At 64.4% G+C, this 18,082-nt stretch carries 26 protein-coding genes, 1 tRNA gene and 1 pseudogene; 17 read left to right on the forward strand and 11 right to left on the reverse strand.

Annotation, left to right across the window (positions count from 1 at the left end; genetic code table 11):
- Positions 1-83 precede the first annotated feature (83 nt).
- Complete coding sequence (locus tag SynA1544_RS15095; RefSeq protein ID WP_186471684.1) at positions 84-521, forward strand: GNAT family N-acetyltransferase; 438 nt, start codon at positions 84-86, stop codon at positions 519-521.
- Between the two features lie 509 nt (positions 522-1,030).
- Here the strand turns inward: SynA1544_RS15095 and SynA1544_RS15100 are convergent.
- Positions 1,031-1,112, reverse strand: a pseudogene (locus SynA1544_RS15100) (hypothetical protein); the annotation flags it as partial.
- Positions 1,113-1,179: 67 nt separating this feature from the next.
- Between SynA1544_RS15100 and SynA1544_RS11445 the strand changes: the two are divergent.
- The 6 genes from SynA1544_RS11445 to SynA1544_RS11470 all read left to right on the forward strand — a co-directional run bounded on the left by SynA1544_RS11445 (position 1,180) and on the right by SynA1544_RS11470 (position 4,060).
- Positions 1,180-1,422, forward strand: coding sequence for a type II toxin-antitoxin system Phd/YefM family antitoxin (locus tag SynA1544_RS11445; protein ID WP_186471680.1), 243 nt, complete (start codon positions 1,180-1,182; stop codon positions 1,420-1,422).
- Positions 1,419-1,688: a Txe/YoeB family addiction module toxin gene (locus tag SynA1544_RS11450; RefSeq protein WP_186513763.1), complete on the forward strand. Its 270-nt coding sequence runs from the start codon at positions 1,419-1,421 to the stop codon at positions 1,686-1,688. The genes SynA1544_RS11445 and SynA1544_RS11450 overlap by 4 nt, the downstream gene beginning before the upstream one ends.
- A gap of 207 nt (positions 1,689-1,895) precedes the next feature.
- Positions 1,896-2,327, forward strand: coding sequence for a hypothetical protein (locus tag SynA1544_RS14915; RefSeq protein ID WP_255477614.1), 432 nt, complete (start codon positions 1,896-1,898; stop codon positions 2,325-2,327).
- Entirely contained in the window at positions 2,320-2,910 is a 591-nt protein-coding gene (locus tag SynA1544_RS11460) for a hypothetical protein (protein WP_186513765.1), read from the forward strand. The genes SynA1544_RS14915 and SynA1544_RS11460 overlap by 8 nt, the downstream gene beginning before the upstream one ends.
- A 135-nt stretch (positions 2,911-3,045) precedes the next feature.
- Positions 3,046-3,780: a KilA-N domain-containing protein gene (locus SynA1544_RS11465; RefSeq protein WP_186513767.1), complete on the forward strand. Its 735-nt coding sequence runs from the start codon at positions 3,046-3,048 to the stop codon at positions 3,778-3,780.
- A 43-nt stretch (positions 3,781-3,823) separates the two neighbouring features.
- Complete coding sequence (locus SynA1544_RS11470; protein ID WP_186513769.1) at positions 3,824-4,060, forward strand: helix-turn-helix domain-containing protein; 237 nt, start codon at positions 3,824-3,826, stop codon at positions 4,058-4,060.
- A gap of 4 nt (positions 4,061-4,064) precedes the next feature.
- On the opposite strand, the gene SynA1544_RS11475 is transcribed toward SynA1544_RS11470, so the two are convergent.
- The 4 genes from SynA1544_RS11475 to SynA1544_RS11490 form a co-directional block, all read right to left on the reverse strand.
- Positions 4,065-4,610, reverse strand: a complete 546-nt coding sequence (locus tag SynA1544_RS11475; RefSeq protein ID WP_186513771.1) for an N-acetyltransferase — start codon at positions 4,608-4,610, stop codon at positions 4,065-4,067.
- Between the two features lie 4 nt (positions 4,611-4,614).
- Positions 4,615-4,935: a DUF1778 domain-containing protein gene (locus SynA1544_RS11480; protein ID WP_186471674.1), complete on the reverse strand. Its 321-nt coding sequence runs from the start codon at positions 4,933-4,935 to the stop codon at positions 4,615-4,617.
- A gap of 85 nt (positions 4,936-5,020) precedes the next feature.
- Positions 5,021-6,307: a hypothetical protein gene (locus SynA1544_RS11485; RefSeq protein ID WP_186513773.1), complete on the reverse strand. Its 1,287-nt coding sequence runs from the start codon at positions 6,305-6,307 to the stop codon at positions 5,021-5,023.
- 127 nt (positions 6,308-6,434) lie between these two features.
- Positions 6,435-6,505, reverse strand: a tRNA-Gly gene (locus SynA1544_RS11490).
- A gap of 131 nt (positions 6,506-6,636) precedes the next feature.
- Here SynA1544_RS11490 and SynA1544_RS11495 point away from each other — a divergent pair.
- The 5 genes from SynA1544_RS11495 to plsY all read left to right on the forward strand — a co-directional run bounded on the left by SynA1544_RS11495 (position 6,637) and on the right by plsY (position 10,799).
- A complete protein-coding gene (locus tag SynA1544_RS11495; protein ID WP_186515567.1) occupies positions 6,637-7,965 on the forward strand; it encodes an MFS transporter in 1,329 nt (442 codons plus the stop codon).
- Positions 7,962-8,711 carry an ABC transporter permease gene (locus SynA1544_RS11500; protein WP_186513775.1) on the forward strand — a complete coding sequence of 250 codons (750 nt, stop codon included), beginning with the start codon at positions 7,962-7,964 and terminating at the stop codon, positions 8,709-8,711. Before SynA1544_RS11495 ends, SynA1544_RS11500 begins: the two co-directional genes overlap by 4 nt.
- Positions 8,708-9,133 carry a DUF3119 family protein gene (locus SynA1544_RS11505; RefSeq protein ID WP_186513777.1) on the forward strand — a complete coding sequence of 142 codons (426 nt, stop codon included), beginning with the start codon at positions 8,708-8,710 and terminating at the stop codon, positions 9,131-9,133. Before SynA1544_RS11500 ends, SynA1544_RS11505 begins: the two co-directional genes overlap by 4 nt.
- Before the next feature lie 107 nt (positions 9,134-9,240).
- Positions 9,241-10,197, forward strand: a complete 957-nt coding sequence (locus SynA1544_RS11510) for a DUF3086 domain-containing protein (protein WP_186513779.1) — start codon at positions 9,241-9,243, stop codon at positions 10,195-10,197.
- Entirely contained in the window at positions 10,194-10,799 is a 606-nt protein-coding gene (gene plsY, locus SynA1544_RS11515; RefSeq protein WP_186513781.1) for a glycerol-3-phosphate 1-O-acyltransferase PlsY, read from the forward strand. Before SynA1544_RS11510 ends, plsY begins: the two co-directional genes overlap by 4 nt.
- 19 nt (positions 10,800-10,818) lie before the next feature.
- On the opposite strand, the gene pyrF is transcribed toward plsY, so the two are convergent.
- From pyrF to SynA1544_RS11530, 3 genes are all read right to left on the reverse strand, one after another.
- Positions 10,819-11,547, reverse strand: a complete 729-nt coding sequence (pyrF, locus tag SynA1544_RS11520) for an orotidine-5'-phosphate decarboxylase (protein WP_186513783.1) — start codon at positions 11,545-11,547, stop codon at positions 10,819-10,821.
- Complete coding sequence (gene tyrS, locus SynA1544_RS11525; protein ID WP_186513784.1) at positions 11,547-12,794, reverse strand: tyrosine--tRNA ligase; 1,248 nt, start codon at positions 12,792-12,794, stop codon at positions 11,547-11,549. The genes pyrF and tyrS overlap by 1 nt, the downstream gene beginning before the upstream one ends.
- A 61-nt stretch (positions 12,795-12,855) precedes the next feature.
- Positions 12,856-13,185, reverse strand: coding sequence for a DUF1825 family protein (locus tag SynA1544_RS11530; RefSeq protein WP_186513785.1), 330 nt, complete (start codon positions 13,183-13,185; stop codon positions 12,856-12,858).
- A gap of 201 nt (positions 13,186-13,386) precedes the next feature.
- Between SynA1544_RS11530 and SynA1544_RS11535 the strand changes: the two genes are divergently transcribed.
- The 5 genes from SynA1544_RS11535 to SynA1544_RS11555 all read left to right on the forward strand — a co-directional run bounded on the left by SynA1544_RS11535 (position 13,387) and on the right by SynA1544_RS11555 (position 17,090).
- Positions 13,387-14,094: a response regulator transcription factor gene (locus tag SynA1544_RS11535; protein ID WP_186515568.1), complete on the forward strand. Its 708-nt coding sequence runs from the start codon at positions 13,387-13,389 to the stop codon at positions 14,092-14,094.
- A 95-nt stretch (positions 14,095-14,189) separates the two neighbouring features.
- A complete protein-coding gene (locus tag SynA1544_RS11540; protein WP_186513786.1) occupies positions 14,190-14,759 on the forward strand; it encodes a hypothetical protein in 570 nt (189 codons plus the stop codon).
- Entirely contained in the window at positions 14,759-15,331 is a 573-nt protein-coding gene (locus tag SynA1544_RS11545) for a GIY-YIG nuclease family protein (RefSeq protein ID WP_186513787.1), read from the forward strand. The genes SynA1544_RS11540 and SynA1544_RS11545 overlap by 1 nt, the downstream gene beginning before the upstream one ends.
- A 56-nt stretch (positions 15,332-15,387) precedes the next feature.
- Entirely contained in the window at positions 15,388-16,857 is a 1,470-nt protein-coding gene (locus tag SynA1544_RS11550) for a leucyl aminopeptidase (RefSeq protein ID WP_186513788.1), read from the forward strand.
- The gene (locus SynA1544_RS11555) at positions 16,854-17,090 is read left to right on the forward strand and encodes a hypothetical protein (RefSeq protein ID WP_011365057.1); all 237 of its coding nucleotides are present in this window, start codon (positions 16,854-16,856) and stop codon (positions 17,088-17,090) included. The genes SynA1544_RS11550 and SynA1544_RS11555 overlap by 4 nt, the downstream gene beginning before the upstream one ends.
- Positions 17,091-17,139: 49 nt before the next feature.
- Here SynA1544_RS11555 and SynA1544_RS11560 read toward each other — a convergent pair whose 3' ends face one another.
- From SynA1544_RS11560 to SynA1544_RS11570, 3 genes are all read right to left on the reverse strand, one after another.
- On the reverse strand, positions 17,140-17,322 hold the full coding sequence (locus SynA1544_RS11560; protein WP_115010059.1) for a hypothetical protein: 183 nt from the start codon (positions 17,320-17,322) through the stop codon (positions 17,140-17,142).
- Between the two features lie 222 nt (positions 17,323-17,544).
- Positions 17,545-17,712 carry a hypothetical protein gene (locus SynA1544_RS11565; protein ID WP_186513789.1) on the reverse strand — a complete coding sequence of 56 codons (168 nt, stop codon included), beginning with the start codon at positions 17,710-17,712 and terminating at the stop codon, positions 17,545-17,547.
- A gap of 123 nt (positions 17,713-17,835) precedes the next feature.
- Positions 17,836-17,988 (reverse strand): hypothetical protein, encoded by a 153-nt coding sequence (locus tag SynA1544_RS11570; RefSeq protein WP_170950490.1) that lies wholly within the window; start codon positions 17,986-17,988, stop codon positions 17,836-17,838.
- Positions 17,989-18,082: the final 94 nt, after the last annotated feature.

Here is an 18,082-nt window from a genome sequence, read left to right on the forward strand (position 1 = left end):
CATGCGCATTGAGAAGGACCTTCGCGGACGCTGCGCGCCCGCTTAGGCCTCTCATGCTTAGCGTTAGATAAACGTTAATCCCCGTGTTCTTAGAAATAAAAAAAGAAAGCAAGCTTTACCAAGAAGCCCTTAATCTAAGATACGAACTCTTCTTCGAGAGTACACGGTATGACCAGTCTGTTCTTCACGATGAACTAGAGCCGAAGAGTAGGCATTTTGCGATCGTGGAAAGCGAAAGGTTGATTGCATACGGTAGGTTGAGTTTCATTGAAGGCGGTATTTTCCAGATATCACAAATCGTTGTGAATCCTTCAGAGCAACGAAAGGGCTACGGGTCGAAACTGTTGTCCTACTTACTTGAAGAGTGCGAACGTGCCGGCTCTAAAGAAGTTTTCCTCAATGCGCGAGTGAGCGCCGTTTCTCTGTACAGCAGGTTAGGGTTTAAGGTTAGTGGTGTTGAATATCTATCTCCAAAAACCAAAATTCCTCATATAAAAATGGTAAAGAGGCGTGGCATCTAACAAGGTGCTCAAGTCGAACCTTCACCTACGCTCCACTCAGCGCATGGCTTCGCCATTGTATGCGCTGTGTTTCACTCTCGGTTCGGCCGACTTAGCAGGGCGTTAGGCGCATTTTTTAAGACCAATGACCGATTGAAGCAACGATCAGAAGCGATGAAGCATTGCTCACATCTTTGTGCACTGCCGAATAGTTGGTTATCGGATCCGTGAACCATGGCTACGATCGAGGAAGAATTCTTCAAAAGCCATGCCATCAAAGCGATCTGAGCAGCGCCAGGCCGTGAAGGTTTCGTGGTTCACGGAAAGGGAGGCCTGCTCAGAGGTGGTTATCGGAACCGCCCAATAACTAGTTAGGTGTGTTTTCTCACCAGGTCATTCAGTAGCCCGTAACCAGCCGAGCTGCTGAATGGGAGTGCGGCCCGCCAAGGCCATGTGGCACCTGCGGCCGTTCTAGATCGCCAGATAGCGCGGCAACCACTGGTTCCGTTCCCCTGAGGTCTGGAATGGCATGGAGTAAGCCCATTCAGCCAGCAGGGTCTTGATGAACCGCTCCGCCTTGCCGTTGGTTCTGGGTGTGTAGGGCCGAGTGCGTTTGGGCGTCAGACAACGCACAACGACCAAAAGCAGTACGCTTTGACGTACGGGCAGCAGGAACGCCATGACCACCGTTTCAGCCACAGAAGCCCGCAAGCGGCTTTACGCCCTGATCGATGAGGTGGGTCAGTCCCACGAGCCCGTGCAGATCACCGGCAAGCGGGGCAATGCTGTCCTGCTCTCGGAAGACGACTGGCGCGCCATCCAGGAGACGCTGCATTTGGTCTCGATTCCCGGTATGCGCGAATCGATCCTGGAAGGCATGGCCACGGACCCCTCTGAGCTGAGCAGCAAACCGGGCTGGTGAGCTGGACGGTTCTGTTCACCAAGCAGGCCCAGAAGGACGCCCGCAAGCTCGCCTCGGCCTCTCCAGCGCTCAAGCAGAAAGCCCAGGCCCTGCTGGAAGTCTTGGCCGTCGATCCCTATCAGCAGCCACCGCCCCATGAAGCCCTCGTCGGGGAGCTGCGCGGAGCCTGCTCACGGCGCATCAACATCCAGCACCGGCTCGTTTACCAGGTGCTGGAGGAGGAGCGGATCGTGAAGGTATTGCGCCTCTGGACCCACTACGAGTAGGCGCGCCGTTCGCGATCAGGACGTATTGGCGGCCGAGCCAGATCTGTCAATACAAGGCAGCTATTCGCTGATCTGCGAATACTTGCCCATCGCTGACGGCCAGTCCGGCAACAGGAGGCATGGTCTCCTACCCCAGCGAACACGAAATCCAGCAGCGCATCCGCCTGGCCTGCGGCCGCGGGCCCATCGCCGGAAGAGTCGCTTCCCTTGGCTGACGCCAATGGTGACGGGGCACCTGCGGGCGGTGAACTACACCAGGCCAGTCGCCAGCCGCTGACCAAAGCCTTCCGCGAGCACTTCCAGGTGCCGCGCAATGCCCGCTCCATCGGGGATCGCATCACCCAACGGCAGCACAGCGACTTCATCGAGCTCTTCCTCGCAGAAGCGCAGGGACAGGTGCAAGCGGAAGCTCCTGCGGAGCCAGGCCGCTACGGCGAGCAGCCCCGCTCCCAGGCCGGTCGCCACTTCATCCAGACCCAGGTGCGCACCGATGTGTACCTGCGGGTTCGCGAGGTGATGGAGCGCCACAACCTCTCGGCCAGCGGCGCGGTGCATCACCTGCTGCGTGAGCGCTTTGGCCTGCCGCCCCTGCCTCCCTTCGATCAACAGCCCATTTCCACCGATTCACCCCATGGCTAAGGACATCTTCCGCACGCCCCTCGCCGAAGTGCGCTGGGCTCACCTGATCACCCCCAGGAACCAGCTCGACAAGAGCAAACCCAAGGCCTGGACAGCTGACTTGCTGCTCCCCAACGGAGACGAGAAGGCCCAGGCCTTCCTGCTGGCGATGGAGGACCAGTTCATCGCCCTGCACGGCAGCCGCAAGCGCCGCGCCGAGAAAGGCTTCCCCTGGAAGGCCGATAAGGAGAAGCCGAGCGAGATCACCGTGGTGCGCTTCAAGGTGCCGCAGTTCCTGCGGCGCGATGGCTCGCTGTCCGAAGGCCCCCGCATCGTCGATGCCAAGAAGCAGCCCTGGGATGGGGCCGCCATCGGCAACGGCTCCAGGGTTGTGGTGGCCTTCGACATCGACGACTGGGACGGGGAGAACGGCTGCGGCATGACCTTCCAGCCCCGCGCCGTCCAGGTCGTCGAGTTCGTGCCCTACGAGCAGGTCGACCCCACCGACGGGTTTGAGGAGGTCGACGGCTACACCACCACGGCCGCTGCGGCAGCCAGCGGTTGGGCGGCGGCTGGCGACGACGACGAGGAGGCGCCCTTCTGATGCCACTCGATCGTCAGGACCACAACGCCGGGGCCTGGAGGGGCAGGCCCCCTCACCGGCCCAGTCCCCAGCTGCCTGCCTTCTGCCGCAGCCGCCGGCAGCCAGCACAAGCACCATCACTCCGCTTTCAGACCGATGAACAAGACAACGACGTCATCCCAATCCACTGCAGCTCTCGCCTCGATGGATCACCCCGCTCTGGTCTCCCGTTCCTGGAACGGCACGCCGATTTCTCGGCGCACCATCGATGGCTACGTCAATGCCACCGCCATGTGCAAAGCCAATGGCAAGCAATGGTCGAAGTACCGGGAAAGCGACCGCTGCCAGACCGATCTCGATGCCCTGGCTGAAACCTCCGAAATTCGGATGTTTGACCTGATCGAGACCCGCCAGGGCCAGGGCGGCGGCACTTGGGTTCATCCCCAGGTCGCGGTCGACCTGGCCCGCTGGATCAGTGCACCGTTTGCGGTGTGGATGGACGGCGGGTTCCTGGAGAGCATCCAGCATCCCCAACCGACACCGGTGCAGGAAAGCACGCTGCAGCTCAAGGAAGCCGAGGTAATCACCCTGGTGAAGCGCAGCATTGGCTTGTTCGAGCAACTCGGCGGCCTGGATGAACGCGACCAGCTCCTGTTCAAAGACATCGTGCGCAGCAACGTGCTCACCGCCAGTGCAGGGTTGCTCCCCGGTGCGCCGACTGACGAGGAGCTCACCCTCAGCGATGCCTGGCTGGAGGTGTTCCAGCAAGCGCTGCCGGCAAGCTCGTGGCCAGGGCCTACCGCGAGGACTTTGGCCAGGAGCCGCCGCTTCGCCAGCAGTTCGTTGATGGGGCCCCACGTCAGGTCAAGAGCGACAGGCGTTCCTGGCTGATCGACACCCTCAAGCGCTTCCGCGCCCAGCTGGCAGGGGGCTGATGGACACCACCACAACGCCAACCCGCCAGCGGGTCTGGGTCACAACAGCAGAAGCGTGCGCAGCTCTGGGGATGAGCCGCGAAACCCTCCGCCAGCTCCGGCTGCGGGGGGTGCTCACCCCGGGCAAGCACGACCGGCGCTGGGGCTGCACCCAGGGCCGAGGCCCCCTGCAGTGGCATCTCGAGAACGTGGAGGCCACGATTACGGGTTGGAGCCGCAGGCATCTGCGCCTCTGATGCCTTATCCGCCCGATTGCAGGGGTGGAAGGGCACTCAGAGAGAGGAACAACCGCTCCGGTCGTCCTGGCAAAGGCCGGAACCCCATCAACGCGTAGAAGCTGTGCAGGCGTGCGCGTTCCGCGTCTCCAGCGGCGCCCGCCACATCGAGCAACATCAGCCGCACCCCCAGGATCTGCCCCGCCCGCTGGCACTGCTGCATGGCATCCACCAGCAGGATGCGCCCCAACCCCTGGCCTTGGTGTCTCCCGTCGACAGCGAGGTGACTGAGAAAAACGCCTGGAATCAGATTCGAGCGTGGTGCCCGCGGGACAGCATCGGCAGGCACATCAGCCACGCCGATGGCATGGGCATTGATGGCGTAGAAGCCGAGACAGGCCCGAGGTTCGCCTGCCTGGGCGGTGTCAGTGGCGACGTAGAGCCGGGTGTAGCCATCACGCTGCTGCCGCTTGGCGGTGCGGCGCAGAAAGTTGTCCTGGCTGTCGCTGCCGCAGCGGAAGTCTTTGGTGTCGTGCAGGCCAGGGTCAAAGGCTTCGATCCGGTAAGCCACCGGTTCAGGAGCGCACGACCTGGTCCTGGTGCAGCTGCCAGGCCTCCAGCAGGGCGGGCGTTGGCGTGGTCGCTTCGTCGAGGGCGGCGAGCAGAGCCTGGTGATCGCCCTGGCTGAGCAGGGTCTGCTGCCTGCCACTGAGCAGCTCCTGGGCACGCGCATATGCCGACATCACCACGAAGGCGGAGGCCTCGATTCCCATCAGGTCAGCCGCGGCCTCAATGCTGGCCTTCACCGAGGGCTTGGTGCGCTGGTCCATCCGAGCCGAGCGGGGCTCGTCGATCGCTTCGATCGCCGCATGGAGCGCGGTCTCGACCGGTGACATGGCACACCAGGAATAGCTTCCTGATTGTACGGGCGATGGCCGTACGTGGCAGATGTGTGCATGACGGTGCTGCCCCCTGAGGGAGTCATCCCTGGCCCAGCCGTTGTTCCGCCTTGGCGAAGGCGTCATCCACCACGTCATCCCCGCACCAGCGGCTGTAAGCCGCCAGGTGAGTCTGAACGCTGTGACCCATCGCAGCGGCCACCACCTTGGGCGGCAGGTCGCAGATCACGTGGGCCCGGTGGGCGTAGCCGTGCCGGCAGGAGCAGGGCACCAGTTTCTCGCCCTTGGCCTCGTACTCACGCCGTAGCTCCTTCCAGAGCGGTCGATTCATCAGGTAATGGCCCACGTAGCCACCGCCCAAACCAGGCTGCATCGGCGGCAGCTCCTGGGTTGGGAAGCGTTCCTCCAGGCGCCAGCCGTCTGCCCAGTCATCACAGGGCAGCGGGCGCAACACCCTTGGCCGGGACTTGCCGCGGGAGGCGACCTTCTCATACATGCACCAGAGCCGACCCTGGCGGATCTGCAGATGTTGGAGCTCCTCCGGGCGCAGTCCGTAGGCCGCCATCAGCTGAAAGGCAAAGCGCCAGCGGGCATCCGGAATGGCCCGCACCAACGCAAGGATGTGCTCCACCTCCAGGGGCGTCGTGATCGCTTTCGCCGCACGCGATCGGCCCACGAACACCGCCAGATCCTGAGGCGGCTCCCAGTCCTCGCCCAGCCGCCGGTCCGCAACGGCCCAACGCAGCAGGGCGGCAGTCGACTGAATCTGAATCTGGCGGGTGCGTCCGCCCGGCTTGTCCGCCCAGATCCGGGCCAGGGTCTCCAGCAGCTGCTTTGCATTCTGCGGCGGGGTAACCGCAGCCACCGCACCGAGCACGTGGTTCATGTGGTGCCGGTAGACCCGATGCCAGGTCGACGGCTTGATCTCGCCGCTGATCAGCTTGTGCTCCCGGAAAGCAGCGATCAGCTCTTCCCAGTCCGCCGGGGCCAGCACTGCCGCCATTCCCCTGTGCCTGGGCCTGCCGGGGTGCCCTGTCTGAGTACCGCGGCCTGAACCGAACTCCCCCTCTGCGGCCCTCGATCCATCGGCACGGGGCATGCGTGCCACGCAGGCATCGGGCTCGATGCCCTGCTGGAACTCCTCGTAGACCTGAACCACCGCATCGCGGATGTGGTCGACCTGGTCGCACTCCCACGGAATGGGAAGAAGCACCTGCCGGCGCCTGCCCCGTCCAGCCCCAGCAGCGATGTTCAGGCGCGCATGACCACGGTGATTGAGCACCGTCCAGCCACGACGGCAGCCCTTCTGAGACAGGGCGTGAGACACCACCGCCCTGATCGTGTCCTCCCAGTCACGCGCCGCCGGCATGTGAGACGTTTGGTGAAATGTTTCGTCTCACGGCCTGGCACGGGCAATCAGGCGCTGGCAGAGGCTGGAAGCCCTAACGCCAGTCGCAGCAAGGGCTTTGAGCCGAAAACCCTTATTGAGAAAAAGAAGCGGGTGACGGGAATCGAACCCGTGTCATCAGCTTGGAAGGCTGAGGTCTTACCATTACACAACACCCGCGTAGTACAAACGAACCACTGCCCCAGGGGCTGGTGGCGTCGTGAGCACGCATTCATTATGGCAATCCGCCTGCCCGAAGCCTCCGCGTGACACCGACCGACGCATCCCCGCAGGGATCCCGCCGCAGGCTGATGCTGGCCTACGGCCTGGGCGACGCCGGCACCGGACTTGCCGCCACTCAGCTGGGCTTCTACCTCTTTCCATTTTTCATCTGCGCCGCTGGCCTGCCGGCCTTCATCGCCGGCTCTCTGCTCACGGTGAGCAAGGTGTGGGACGCGCTGAATGATCCGTTGATCGGCTGGCTCAGCGATCACACCCACAGCCGCTGGGGCCCGCGCCTGCCCTGGATGCTGACCGCAGCCCTGCCGCTGGGCATCAGCCTGACGGCGATGTGGTGGGTGCCCCCGGGCGACACACTGCAGCGCACCACGTATTACGCGGTGATGGCGGTGTTGCTGATGACCGCCTACACCAGCGTCAACTTGCCTTACGCGGCCCTTAGCACCGAACTCACGCCGGACACCGCCATTCGCACCCGCCTGAATGCGGCGCGGTTCACCGGATCAATCCTGGCGGGCCTGAGCGGACTGATCGTGGCTTCGGTGGTGCTCACCGATGGAGGTGGGGGCTACCTGGCCATGGGCCGAATCACCGGCAGCATCGCCGCCACCACCACGCTGCTCTGCAGCTGGGGCCTGGCCCCCTACGCCAAGGGGGCCCAACGGCCGGTGCCCAACAACGAACCGCCGATGCAGCAGCTGAAGCGGGTGATGGCCAACCCCCGCTTCCGCCAGGTGCTGGGGCTGTATCTGCTGCTCTGGTTCGGCCTGCAACTGATGCAGGTGGTGGCCCTGATCTGGCTGGTGCAGGTGGTGCATGTGCCCGCCAACCTCTCCACCTGGATCCTGCTGCCTTTCCAGATCGCCGCCCTGCTGGGGCTTCAGCTCTGGAGCAACCTCAGCAACCGCATCGGCCGCGTCGCCACCCTGCGCTGGGGCGCGGGGCTGTGGATCAGCGCCTGCTTGCTTTCAATGCTGTTCCCGCCTCTAGCTGCAGATCCCGGCCTGCTGCAGCTGCTGCCACTGGTGGGGCTGATCGCCCTGGTGGGGGTGGGAGCGGCGACGGCCTACCTGATCCCCTGGTCGCTGCTGCCCGATGCGATCGACGCTGATCCGAGCAAACCCGCCGGGCTTTACACCGCCTGGATGGTGTTCGGGCAGAAGCTGATCATCGGCCTGACCATGTCGGTGTTTGGCAGCCTGCTCTCGCTCACCGGCTACATCTCTGCCAAGGGGGGCAACTGCAGCGGGGCACTGAGTTTCATCGAACAGCCGGATTCAGCCCTGCTGGCGATCCGCCTCTGCATGGGTCTGATTCCCGCCATCCTTGTGCTGCTTGGCCTTGTGGTGATGCGAGGCTGGCCCGACCGTGGAGCCCACCTACAGAAGGCCACCGGATGAACACGCCCCGTTCGATCAAACGCCTGGGCACCAGCCTGCTGATCGGAGGCCAGGCCGTGGCCGCCACCCTGCGCGGCCGCATCAATCGGGGTGAGCTGTTTGAGCAACTGCTGGAGGCCGGCCCCGGCAGCCTGCTGATCGTGCTGATCATCTCGGTGGCCGCCGGCTCGGTGTTCAACATTCAGGTGGCCGCAGAACTCACCCGCCAGGGGGCGGGATCAACGGTGGGCGGCATCCTGGCGATCGGCCTGGCAAGGGAGATCGCGCCCCTGCTCACCTCCTGCCTGCTGGCCGGCAAGGTGGCCACCGCCTACGCCGCCCAGCTGGGCACGATGAAGGTGACCGAACAGATCGATGCGATCACCATGCTGCGCACCGACCCGGTGGAGTACCTGGTGGTGCCCCGGATGATCGCCATGGTGGTGATGGCACCGGTGCAGTGCTTCTTCTTCTTCTTCGTGGCGGTGTGGTCGGGCCAGCTCACCAGCACGGCCCTCTACAACATCCCGCCGGCGGTGTTCTGGACCTCGGTGCGCACCTGGATGAACCCGCTGGACCTGCCGTTCATGCTGGCAAAAGCCCTGGTGTTCGGACTGATCATTGCCACGGTGGCCTGCGGCTGGGGCCTGACCACCCGCGGCGGCCCCAAGGAGGTGGGCACCAGCACCACCGGCGCTGTGGTGATGATCCTGATCCTGGTGGCCCTGATGGATGTCGTTCTCACCCAGGTGCTGTTCGGAGCATGAGTTCAACCCCCGCCCCCGTCACCCTCAAGCCAGACGTGCGACTGCCGTTGCTGGTGGTGGCCCTTGGCCTGGCACTGCTGCCGCTGCCGCTTTCGCCCTGGCCCACCTTGGTGGTGGTGCTGTTCGGCCTGTTTCTGCTGATCCAGAGCGCCAGCCTGCGACTGGAATTCAAGGAAGAGGCTCTGATCGTGTGGCAGAACAGCCGCGAGCTGCGGCGTTTCCCCTACGACCAATGGCTGAGCTGGCGACTGTTCGCGCCCTGGCTGCCGGGCCTGTTTTATTTCCGCGAAACCCAAAGCATTCACTTCCTGCCGATCCTGTTCAGCCCCAAGCAGCTGCGGGAACAGCTGGAACTGCGGGTGGGAGCGCTGGAAGTGCCGAACGGCGACCCGGAAGGCAGCACGAGCAAAAGCGAGCCATAGCACGATTTCGAGTCGATACCGTGCAGATATCCATGCAATTTCGTGCTCCTCTGTCGCAGTTGTGATGCCACCTGTTTTTCTTCGGTCTGGTCGGCTGGAATGGAGGGATGGAGAGCACGGCAGCTGACGCAATGCCCGACGACACCGACCTGACCGCCCAGGCGCCTGAACCGGAGCAGGCCCCGGCAGAAGCCAATCCCGTGATGGAGCTGGCCCTCAAGGATCTGCAGGACCGCCGCGATGCCCTGGAAGCGGAGATCAACGCCCTCAGCTCCCGCAAGCAGCAACTCGAGACCGAACTGAAGGCCAACTTCGCCGGCCAGTCCGATGCCATTGCCCGCCGCGTGAAGGGCTTTCAGGAGTACCTGGGCGGCGCCCTGCAGGACCTGGTGCAGAGCGTGGAAAACCTGGAGCTGGTGGTGCAGCCGATGGTGGTGCAGCCCTCTCCCCTCGATCAGGCGGCAGACAACGCAGCGGCGCCGGAGAAGCCCGGTGAGAGCACGCCACCGCCCGCGGTGGCGGACACCTTCCGCCCCGATGAAGAGCTGATCCGCCAGACCCTGGAGCGCTTCCTCAAACAGCCGGATGTCTACGCCGACCCCTGGAACCTGCGGCGCAGCATCGATGCCCGCGACACGGCACTGCTGGAGGACTGGTTCTTCAACCAAGGCGGACGCGGAGCCCAGCCCAGCCGCGGCACCCGGCCGCGCAACATCCTGGTGAGCGCGGCCCTGATCGCGGTGATCGGCGAGCTGTACGGCGATCAGTTCCAGTGCCTGGTGCTGGCCGGCGGCCCCGAACGGCTCGGCGAATGGCGGCGCGGCCTCCAGGATGCCCTGGCCCTGGGCCGGGAAGACTTCGGCCCCAGCAGCGGCATCGTGCTGTTCGAACGCCCGGAAGCGCTGGTGGAGCGAGCCGACCGGCTGGAGGAGCGTGGGGAAGTGCCCTTGATCCTGATCGATGCGGCCGAGCGCAGCGTCGACATCCCTGTGCTTCAGTTCCCCCTCTGGCTGGCCTTCGCGGCCGGACCAGGTGAACGCCTCGACGACGACGACCTGCTGTGATCCAAACAGCCTTCACCGCCCTGCTGCTTCTGGCCATCGGCTACCTGCTTGGAGCCATTCCCAGCGGATACCTCGCCGGACGCTGGCTCAAGGGCATCGATCTGCGCGAGTGCGGCTCCGGCAGCACCGGCGCCACCAACGTGCTGCGCAACGTGGGCAAGGGCCCGGCCCTGGTGGTGTTCCTGATTGATGTGGGCAAAGGTGCCTTGGCGGTGCTGCTGGCCCGCAGTTTTGGGCTCAATGACTGGCTACAGGTGCTGGCGGGCCTGGCGGCCTTGGCGGGTCACATCTGGCCGGTGTGGCTGGGCTGGAAGGGCGGCAAGGCAGTGGCCACCGGCCTGGGCATGTTCCTGGGGCTGGCCTGGCCGGTGGGGCTGGCCTGCTTTGGCCTGTTCATGGCCGTAATCTCGATCTTCCGGATCGTGTCGCTTTCCAGCGTGGTGGCCGCCATCGGCCTGCCGCTGTTGATGCTGGCCTCCGGCGGCAGCAGCGCCGACGTGGTGGTGTCGTTGGTGGCCAGCCTGATGGTGCTCTGGCGCCATCGCAGCAACATCGAGCGGCTGCTGGCGGGCACCGAACCCAAGATCGGGCAGAAGTCTTGAGCACTGCCGCCGGCAGCGATCAGCCGATGAGCTCTGCGCAGCAGGCTGCAAATGCCGCACTGGGATCGTCAGCCTTAGTGATCGGCCGGCCGATCACCAGCTGGCTGGCACCGGCGGCAATCGCCTCAGCCGGCCCCATCACCCGGGCCTGATCACCTACCGCTGCCCCTTTGGGGCGAATGCCTGGGGTGACCAAGGCAAACGGTTCGGGGTGCTGCGCCCGCAATGCCGCGGCCTCCAGGGGTGAGCAGACGCAACCTCCGATGCCGGAAGTCGCCGATAGCTGCGCCAACGCCGGCACCCGTTCGGCAATGCCCTGGGCAATGGCGAGTTCCCGTTGCAATCGCTGCTCCTCCCAACTGGTGAGCACCGTCACCGCCAACAACGTTGGTGCGGGTTGGCCAACCCCTTGGGCCCCTTCCACTGCCGCGGCCTGAGCTGCCTTGAGTGCTTCGCTGCCAGCGCAGGCATGCACCGTGATCAGTTCGGCCCCCAGCGCTGCTGCCCGCCGGCAAGCACCCGCCATCGTGGCCGGGATGTCGTGAAATTTAAGATCGAGAAACACCCGCAACCCCTGTTCACGCAGCTGAGCCACCACCTCCGGGCCGGCCTGCACAAACAGCTCCAGACCCACCTTCACCCAGCGCAGCCCCTCCACCTGGGCGGCAAAGCGCAGCGCCTGTTCGGGCGCCATGCCATCGAGGGCCACGATGATCCGATCGGCGGGGTCAGCGGGATGCAAGGTCATCAGCCCACCAAACGACGGAAGGTCTTCTTGCCCAATTGCAGCACCTTTCCCTCCAGCTCCGCCGCTGAGGCGAACTCCTGGTTGGGGTCGGTGATCTTCTCGCCTTCCAGGCGCGCCGCACCGCCCTTGATCTGACGGCGGGCCTCGCTGCTGCTGGCGCAGATCCCCACGGCACTGAACAGATAAAAGGCCTTGGCGGGGAAGTTCACCTCCGCCAGTGACGCCTCGGGCACATCGGCCCCGGCATCACCGCTGCCCCCCACCAGCGTGGCGGCATCGCTCTGGGCCTTCTGGGCTGCTTCGATGCCGTGGCGACTGGCGGTCACCGCCAGAGCCATCGCCTTCTGCTTCTCGCGTGGGTTCTCCGGCAACGAGGCCAGATCCAGTTCGGTCAGCAAGGTGACGTAGTCGTCGATCGCCGCATCGCCGACCTTCTCCAGCTTGGAGTACATCGACAGGGGATCCTCCTCCAGCCCCACCACGTTGCCGAGGCTTTTGCTCATCTTCTGCACCCCATCCAGACCCACCAGGATCGGCAGCAGCAGGCCGAACTGGGTGCCCTTATTGAAGTGGCGCTGCAGGTCGCGGCCCATGGCCACGTTGAACTTCTGATCGGTGCCGCCCAGCTCCACATCCGCATTCACCGCCACCGAGTCGTAGCCCTGCAGCAACGGGTAGAGGAATTCATGCAGGGCGATCGGGGTGCCGCTGCCGTAGCGCTTGGAGAAGTCGTCTTTAGCCAACATCTGGCCCACGGTGCCGGTGCCCAGCAGACCGATCACCGCCGGCAGGTCCATGCCCTCCAGCCACTCGGAGTTGTATCGCACCTCCAGGCGGCCGGGGGTTTCGAAATCCAGCAGCGCCGTTTCCTTGGGCTGGTCTTGCCCCAACTGGCGCAGATAAGTGGAGGCATTGGCGGCCACCTGCTCCTTGGTGAGCTGCACCCGCGTGGCGCTCTTGCCAGTGGGGTCGCCGATCCGCGCCGTGAAATCGCCGATGATCAGCACCGCCGTGTGGCCGGCGTCCTGGAAGGCCCGCAACTTGCGGAACAGGATGCTGTGGCCCAGATGGATGTTGCTGCCCGTGGGATCGATGCCCAGCTTCACCCGCAGCGGCCGGCCTTCTTTTTCGGCCTGGGCCAACCGGGCCGCCAGGGCCTGATCCGCATCACTGGGATCCCCGGCCGGGAACAGGTCGGCCATGCCCCGCGACAGCCAATCCGGCAACGACGGGATGGAGTCCGGCATGGGGGAGGCGCAACGAGCGAGCGCTGGCGATCGTACGAGTCTTGGCTCAGCTGGGGCTGTTTCAGCTAGTGGGCGGCTGCTCGATCTGGGCCTTCATCCGCTCAAGGGTGGAGTTCATCTGCTCGAACATCTGCTCGGGGGTGATGCCGAACTGGCTGAGCTGGGTGCGCAGCTGCTCCACCGTGAGCTTGGCCTGGAAATCCTCGGAGAGTTCAAAGCGCTTCATGAACACCCGGTAGCGGTCCATCAGCTCCTCCATCGTCTCGATGAATTTCTTCTTGCCCTCGCGGTCGAACTTGCCGTACTCACTGCCCAGCTGCATCAGCTGCTGGTAATCGCTGAACAGGCGCTTGGCTTCGTCCTGAACGATGTCGGAATCGAAGAAGGCCATCGTCGGCGTTGCGCACTGCTTCGGCAAAGTCTGCCAAGGATTCGCCAGGGACAACGGGGGTGATCGCCGCACCTTTGATGGCCGTTCACGCAAAGGTTTTGTACGGTCTTGCTGACCCGCACCACTCTCCGCTGGCATCCGAATTCATGGTGAGTTTCGGGCCGCCTCCAGGATGTGGACTTCACCGCTCAGCTCGGCGCGATGCGTGAGCTTCCCCAGCGCCATCGGCCCCTGTTGGAGGGGCGCCGCATCGTGGTGGCCTCCGCCGATCGCATCTTGATCAGTGGTCTGGTGCACAGCCTCAACGGCATCGGCTCCCTGGTGGGGGCCGCCAGCACCGAAACAGAAGCCCTCGCCTGCCTTCGCAACACAGCCGCTGATCTGCTGATCTGCAGCGACCAGCTCGAGCGCGGCACCGGCCCCTCCCTGGTGGCAGCCGCCAAGGCCCAGCAGCCCTCCCTGCGCTGCCTGATGTTGATTCAGCGCCCGTTGCTCAGCACGATTCACGCCGCGGCCAAGGCGCAATGCGAAGGGCTCTGCAGCCATGAGCGCATCGGCAACGGCGGCCTGCTCAGCGTGCTGCGCGCCATGGAAAGCGATGGCAGCCACATGGATCCGGTGATTGCCGGCGTGGCCAACCACGACCGTGGCCCCAAAGGCGCCGCCCATCCCCTCAGCGACGTGCTGAGCCTGCGGGAAGAGGACGTGCTGCGCGGCCTCTGCAAGGGCCTCAGCAATCAGGAGATTGCCGATCAGCTGCACCTCTCGATTGAAACCACCAAGCACTGCGTCACCGGACTGCTGCGCAAACTCGATGCCAAAAGCCGCACCCAGGCGGTGCTGATCGCCTTTCAGCGCAACCTGGTGGATCCACCGCTGCCGATTCCCCGCTGGACCCCCTCGACCTGAAAGAACCCGCTCGGTGCCAGAACAACCAGATGCGCCAGTTGCGCTGACGAAGCCCCTGCACCCTCGTTAAGGTCAGCCCATCTCTGCTGAGCAGCATGCCCCGCAGCCACTGGTTGGATCCCCTGGCCAGGCGGGTGCTGCAGGCCACCGGACAGCTGCCAGCATCACCCCGGCAGGCTCCAGCGCAACCTTTACCAACCGTGCCCGAGCCGCCGGCTTGGGTGATGGATGTGAACCGGGCCAGCCGCGATCAGTGGCTGCAACTGCCCGGCTGCAGCCAGGACACAGCCGATCTGCTGGTGCGGCTGCAGCGGGGTGGGGTGCAATTCGCCAGTGCCGATGATCTGTTCCGGCTGCTGGAGCTGCCGAATGATCTGGCCAGGCTCTGGACCCCCCACCTCCTCTTCCAGTGGCACGGCGATGCCCCACCGCAGCCGCAGGCCGCTCCCCTCGACCTCAACAACGCCAGTGCCGATCAGCTGGCGCTGCTGGGCTGGCCGGAACAACGGCTGGCCAACCTGATGCGCGAACGCCACCGCACCGGTTTCAAGGATCTGGCCGATCTGCAGGAGCGGCTCTGCCTGCCGGCCAGCAGCGTGGAAGCCCTGATCGGCCGGGTGAGTTTCGGCCGCCGCCGCGCCGGGCCGAGCCTGCCGCTGCCCTGATGCAGGGGGATCTGTTCTCCACCGGTGCACTGGCCTTCAACAACGGGCCCGACCTGCCCCTGCAACGGGAGCAGCTGCTCGCCTGGCAAGCGCGGCTGCATGCCCATCAAGCGCCACTGTTCCGCGGCGAAAGCGCCAGCACGGCCCAGGGGGATCTGTTCGGTGCCAGCCCCGACGACGCTGCTGCGGCCATTGATCCACTGGCCCTGACCCCCCTAGCGATGAGTTTCTGGCGCTGGCCGGAACCGTCCCACCGCGGAGCAGCGATTTATCTTGTGATGGACAGGCCAGCCCAGCTGGAGCAGCCGCTTCTGCTGTATGTGGGCGAAACCCTGGCCGCCGAGCGCCGCTGGAAAGGTGATCACGACTGCAAGGCCTACCTCGCCGCCTACGGCGAAGCCCTGCAGCGCTGTGAGCTGAGCGCGCAGCTGAGCATCCGCTTCAGCTGCGATGTGCCCCGGGCCACCCGCGCCAGGCGGGCCCTGGAACAACAGCTGATCCAACGCTGGTGGCCGCCGTTCAACAAGGAAACCCGCCAGCGCTGGGCCACCCCCTTCACCGCAGAGCTCTGAGGGCCGAGGGCGTCGCACAGGATCGCTACGCTCATCCTTTGTTGACGCGTCCACCCATGCGCTTCTCCCTGTCCTCCGCCGGTTTGCAGGAGTGGAACGGCGATGTGCTGGCGGTGGGGCTGCCCCAGGGCGATGTCGATGCCACGGCAACGGCCCTGGAACAACGCTTTGCCGGCATCACCGAGGCCCTCAAGCAGCAGGAGTTCAAAGGCAAGCCCGGGGATCAACTGGTGATCACGCCCCTGGGCGGGGGCCCGCAGCGCCTGGTGGTGCTGGGCCTGGGCGAGAGAGATGGAATCGATGCCGAGCGCCTGCGCGGCGCCGCCGCCCGGGCCGCCAAGGCCGCCATCGGCTGTGAGGGCAGCCTCGGCCTGCAACTGCCCTGGGCGGGAACCGAGGCCACAGAAGCCGCCCGCATCTGTGCAGAAGCGGTGCGGCTCTGCCTCTACAAAGACCAACGCTTCCGCAAGGAGCCAGACCCGCGCCGGATCCCCGAGACGCTGGAGCTGATTGACCTCAGCCCCACCGCCGAAAGCGGCTTTGCGGCAGTGAATGCCACCTGCGCCGGTGTGGAACTGGCCCGGGAGCTGGTGGCGGCCCCTCCGAACGTGGTCACCCCGGCGGCCCTCGCCGACACGGCCGCTGGCATCGCCAAGGACCATGGCCTTGAACTCAAGGTGCTCGAGCGCAGCGACTGCGAAGCCAAGGGCATGGGGGCCTTCCTGGCGGTGAGCCAGGGCTCCGATCTACCCCCCAAGTTCATCCACCTGATCTATCGCCCCGAGGGCGAGGTGAAACGCCGCGTTGCCCTGGTGGGCAAAGGCCTCACCTTCGATTCCGGCGGATACAACCTCAAGGTGGGGGCCGCCCAGATCGACATGATGAAGTTCGACATGGGCGGTAGTGCCGCTGTGATCGGTGCCATGCGCAGCATCGCCGAACTCAAGCCGGCCGGCGTTGAGGTGCACATGGTGGTGGCCTCCTGCGAAAACATGGTGAACGGCTCCGCCGTCCACCCCGGTGACATCGTCACCGCCGCCAACGGCATGACGATTGAGATCAACAACACCGACGCCGAAGGCCGGCTCACCCTGGCCGATGCCTTGCTCTATGCCTGTGAGCAGAAGCCCGATGCCGTAGTGGATCTGGCCACCCTCACCGGAGCGTGCGTGATTGCTCTGGGGGATGAGATGGCCGGGCTATGGTCCAACAATGACGAGCTGGCGGAGGCCCTCGACGCCGCTGCTCAGACGGGCGGTGAAGGGCTCTGGCGCATGCCACTGCGGCAGTCCTACAGGGATGGATTGAAGTCGTTGCTGGCCGACATGAAGAACACCGGCCCGCGGCCCGGTGGTTCGATCACAGCGGCCCTGTTCCTCAAGGAATTCGTGTCCAAAGACACCGCCTGGGCCCACATCGACATCGCGGGGCCGGTCTGGAGTGACAAGGGCAAAGGGGTCAATCCCGCTGGTGCCACCGGCTACGGCGTGCGCACCCTGGTGAACTGGGTGCTGGCCCAGTCATGAGCCGCTCCCCGGTGCGCTGGTACATCAAGGCCCAGCTGGGGGTGCTGCTGCTCCCGGTGGGCCTCTGCCTGTTCGGCGAGGCGGTGAGCCGCAAGGTGGTTCAGATGCTGGGCAAGGACGCAGGCCCCTGGTTCTGGTACGGAACCCTCAGCCTGATCTGCATCAATGCCGGCATTGGCCTGATGATCGACAGCGGACTGACCCGAGGCTTTCCGGGGCGACGTCAGAGCTGATCAGGGCGCGGGGTCAGATCAAAACAGCCAATCAGTACGAAACAGCCCTTCAGGAGGCCACCGCCTGTAATTCGAGTGAGCGGTCTGGGGTTTCAAGTGCATGAATCTGCCACCGTGCTCGCTCGGAGCAGGTTTCCAACACCCGATCGAGGTCATCCGATGCGTGCTTCGGCGACGCGTAGGGACCGATATGACGGGTGCCAAGACCATCCTTAATGGTCAGCAGATACATACAAACCTCCTCTCACCGCCTGATCGTAAACATGGGGTGAAGCATCGTCGATGGCCGGAAACCCGTCTGTTCACTGAGAACTTGCTGAATCAATCAGGTTGCCGCGCTTAATCTTTTCAACAGGTTGGATGCTGGTTTCTTAAGGAATTCGACCAGATTTGATCAAGTAACGGGCGGCAAATCCCCTGGAGCGATACCCCGTATCGCTCCATTTCATTGGGCTCAGTTGGCTTCAGTGACAGCCGCTGGAGCAGCAGACCTGCCAGACATCTCACGCAGAGAGCCAGCAGCGCAAAGGGTTGAAAGCGCGATCGCAATCAGGGCGGCGCTGTTGATCAGCTTGAGCGCGACGGGCAGATGGGTGTTGACCATCTCGCGAACGTTTGCCATGAAAAAAGTTCATAGTGAACATGTTCATGGTGCGGCCCCTGTCATCGCAGCAAGGGCTTCTTTCGGTGAAGGGGCAATGCGTCGAGCGGGGTACTTAGGGAACACCCCCTCTTTTTTTGGGCATCAGGCCACAAGAACAAGGGCGACGTTGAGAATCGCCAACCCAACCAGGAACACCGCCGCCAGCAACGCGGCTTCGGGGAAGAACTTGGCAATCACAAAACCCACCCCAAGAAACACCGAGGAGATCACGATGGCGGTGAGATCCGATCCCATCGGCGAATGCTGACTGGCTCGCCCACAGGATGCCGGGATCTCCCGTGGACCGTGGCTTGCCCCCATCCGGCTGCCCAACAAAAAACCCCTGCCC

The organism is Synechococcus sp. A15-44 (assembly GCF_014280115.1).
Taxonomy (GTDB): Bacteria; Cyanobacteriota; Cyanobacteriia; order PCC-6307; family Cyanobiaceae; genus Parasynechococcus.

Bases quoted from the DNA above. Each gene is read 5' to 3' on its own strand.
- SynA1544_RS11535 (WP_186515568.1), top strand. From the start codon at position 13,387: ATGCGTGAGCTTCCCCAGCGCCATCGGCCCCTGTTGGAGGGGCGCCGC.
- SynA1544_RS11565 (WP_186513789.1), bottom strand. From the start codon at position 17,712: ATGGCAAACGTTCGCGAGATGGTCAACACCCATCTGCCCGTCGCGCTC.
- SynA1544_RS11480 (WP_186471674.1), bottom strand. From the start codon at position 4,935: ATGTCACCGGTCGAGACCGCGCTCCATGCGGCGATCGAAGCGATCGAC.
- SynA1544_RS11445 (WP_186471680.1), top strand. From the start codon at position 1,180: ATGACCACCGTTTCAGCCACAGAAGCCCGCAAGCGGCTTTACGCCCTG.
- SynA1544_RS11500 (WP_186513775.1), top strand. From the start codon at position 7,962: ATGAACACGCCCCGTTCGATCAAACGCCTGGGCACCAGCCTGCTGATC.
- tyrS (WP_186513784.1), bottom strand. From the start codon at position 12,794: ATGCCGGACTCCATCCCGTCGTTGCCGGATTGGCTGTCGCGGGGCATG.
- SynA1544_RS11470 (WP_186513769.1), top strand. From the start codon at position 3,824: ATGGACACCACCACAACGCCAACCCGCCAGCGGGTCTGGGTCACAACA.
- SynA1544_RS11545 (WP_186513787.1), top strand. From the start codon at position 14,759: ATGCAGGGGGATCTGTTCTCCACCGGTGCACTGGCCTTCAACAACGGG.
- SynA1544_RS11530 (WP_186513785.1), bottom strand. From the start codon at position 13,185: ATGGCCTTCTTCGATTCCGACATCGTTCAGGACGAAGCCAAGCGCCTG.
- SynA1544_RS11555 (WP_011365057.1), top strand. From the start codon at position 16,854: ATGAGCCGCTCCCCGGTGCGCTGGTACATCAAGGCCCAGCTGGGGGTG.
- pyrF (WP_186513783.1), bottom strand. From the start codon at position 11,547: ATGACCTTGCATCCCGCTGACCCCGCCGATCGGATCATCGTGGCCCTC.
- SynA1544_RS11485 (WP_186513773.1), bottom strand. From the start codon at position 6,307: ATGCCGGCGGCGCGTGACTGGGAGGACACGATCAGGGCGGTGGTGTCT.
- SynA1544_RS11495 (WP_186515567.1), top strand. From the start codon at position 6,637: ATGCTGGCCTACGGCCTGGGCGACGCCGGCACCGGACTTGCCGCCACT.
- SynA1544_RS11570 (WP_170950490.1), bottom strand. From the start codon at position 17,988: ATGGGATCGGATCTCACCGCCATCGTGATCTCCTCGGTGTTTCTTGGG.
- SynA1544_RS11465 (WP_186513767.1), top strand. From the start codon at position 3,046: ATGAACAAGACAACGACGTCATCCCAATCCACTGCAGCTCTCGCCTCG.
- SynA1544_RS11460 (WP_186513765.1), top strand. From the start codon at position 2,320: ATGGCTAAGGACATCTTCCGCACGCCCCTCGCCGAAGTGCGCTGGGCT.
- SynA1544_RS11505 (WP_186513777.1), top strand. From the start codon at position 8,708: ATGAGTTCAACCCCCGCCCCCGTCACCCTCAAGCCAGACGTGCGACTG.
- SynA1544_RS11510 (WP_186513779.1), top strand. From the start codon at position 9,241: ATGGAGAGCACGGCAGCTGACGCAATGCCCGACGACACCGACCTGACC.
- SynA1544_RS11560 (WP_115010059.1), bottom strand. From the start codon at position 17,322: ATGTATCTGCTGACCATTAAGGATGGTCTTGGCACCCGTCATATCGGT.
- SynA1544_RS11540 (WP_186513786.1), top strand. From the start codon at position 14,190: ATGCCCCGCAGCCACTGGTTGGATCCCCTGGCCAGGCGGGTGCTGCAG.
- SynA1544_RS11550 (WP_186513788.1), top strand. From the start codon at position 15,388: ATGCGCTTCTCCCTGTCCTCCGCCGGTTTGCAGGAGTGGAACGGCGAT.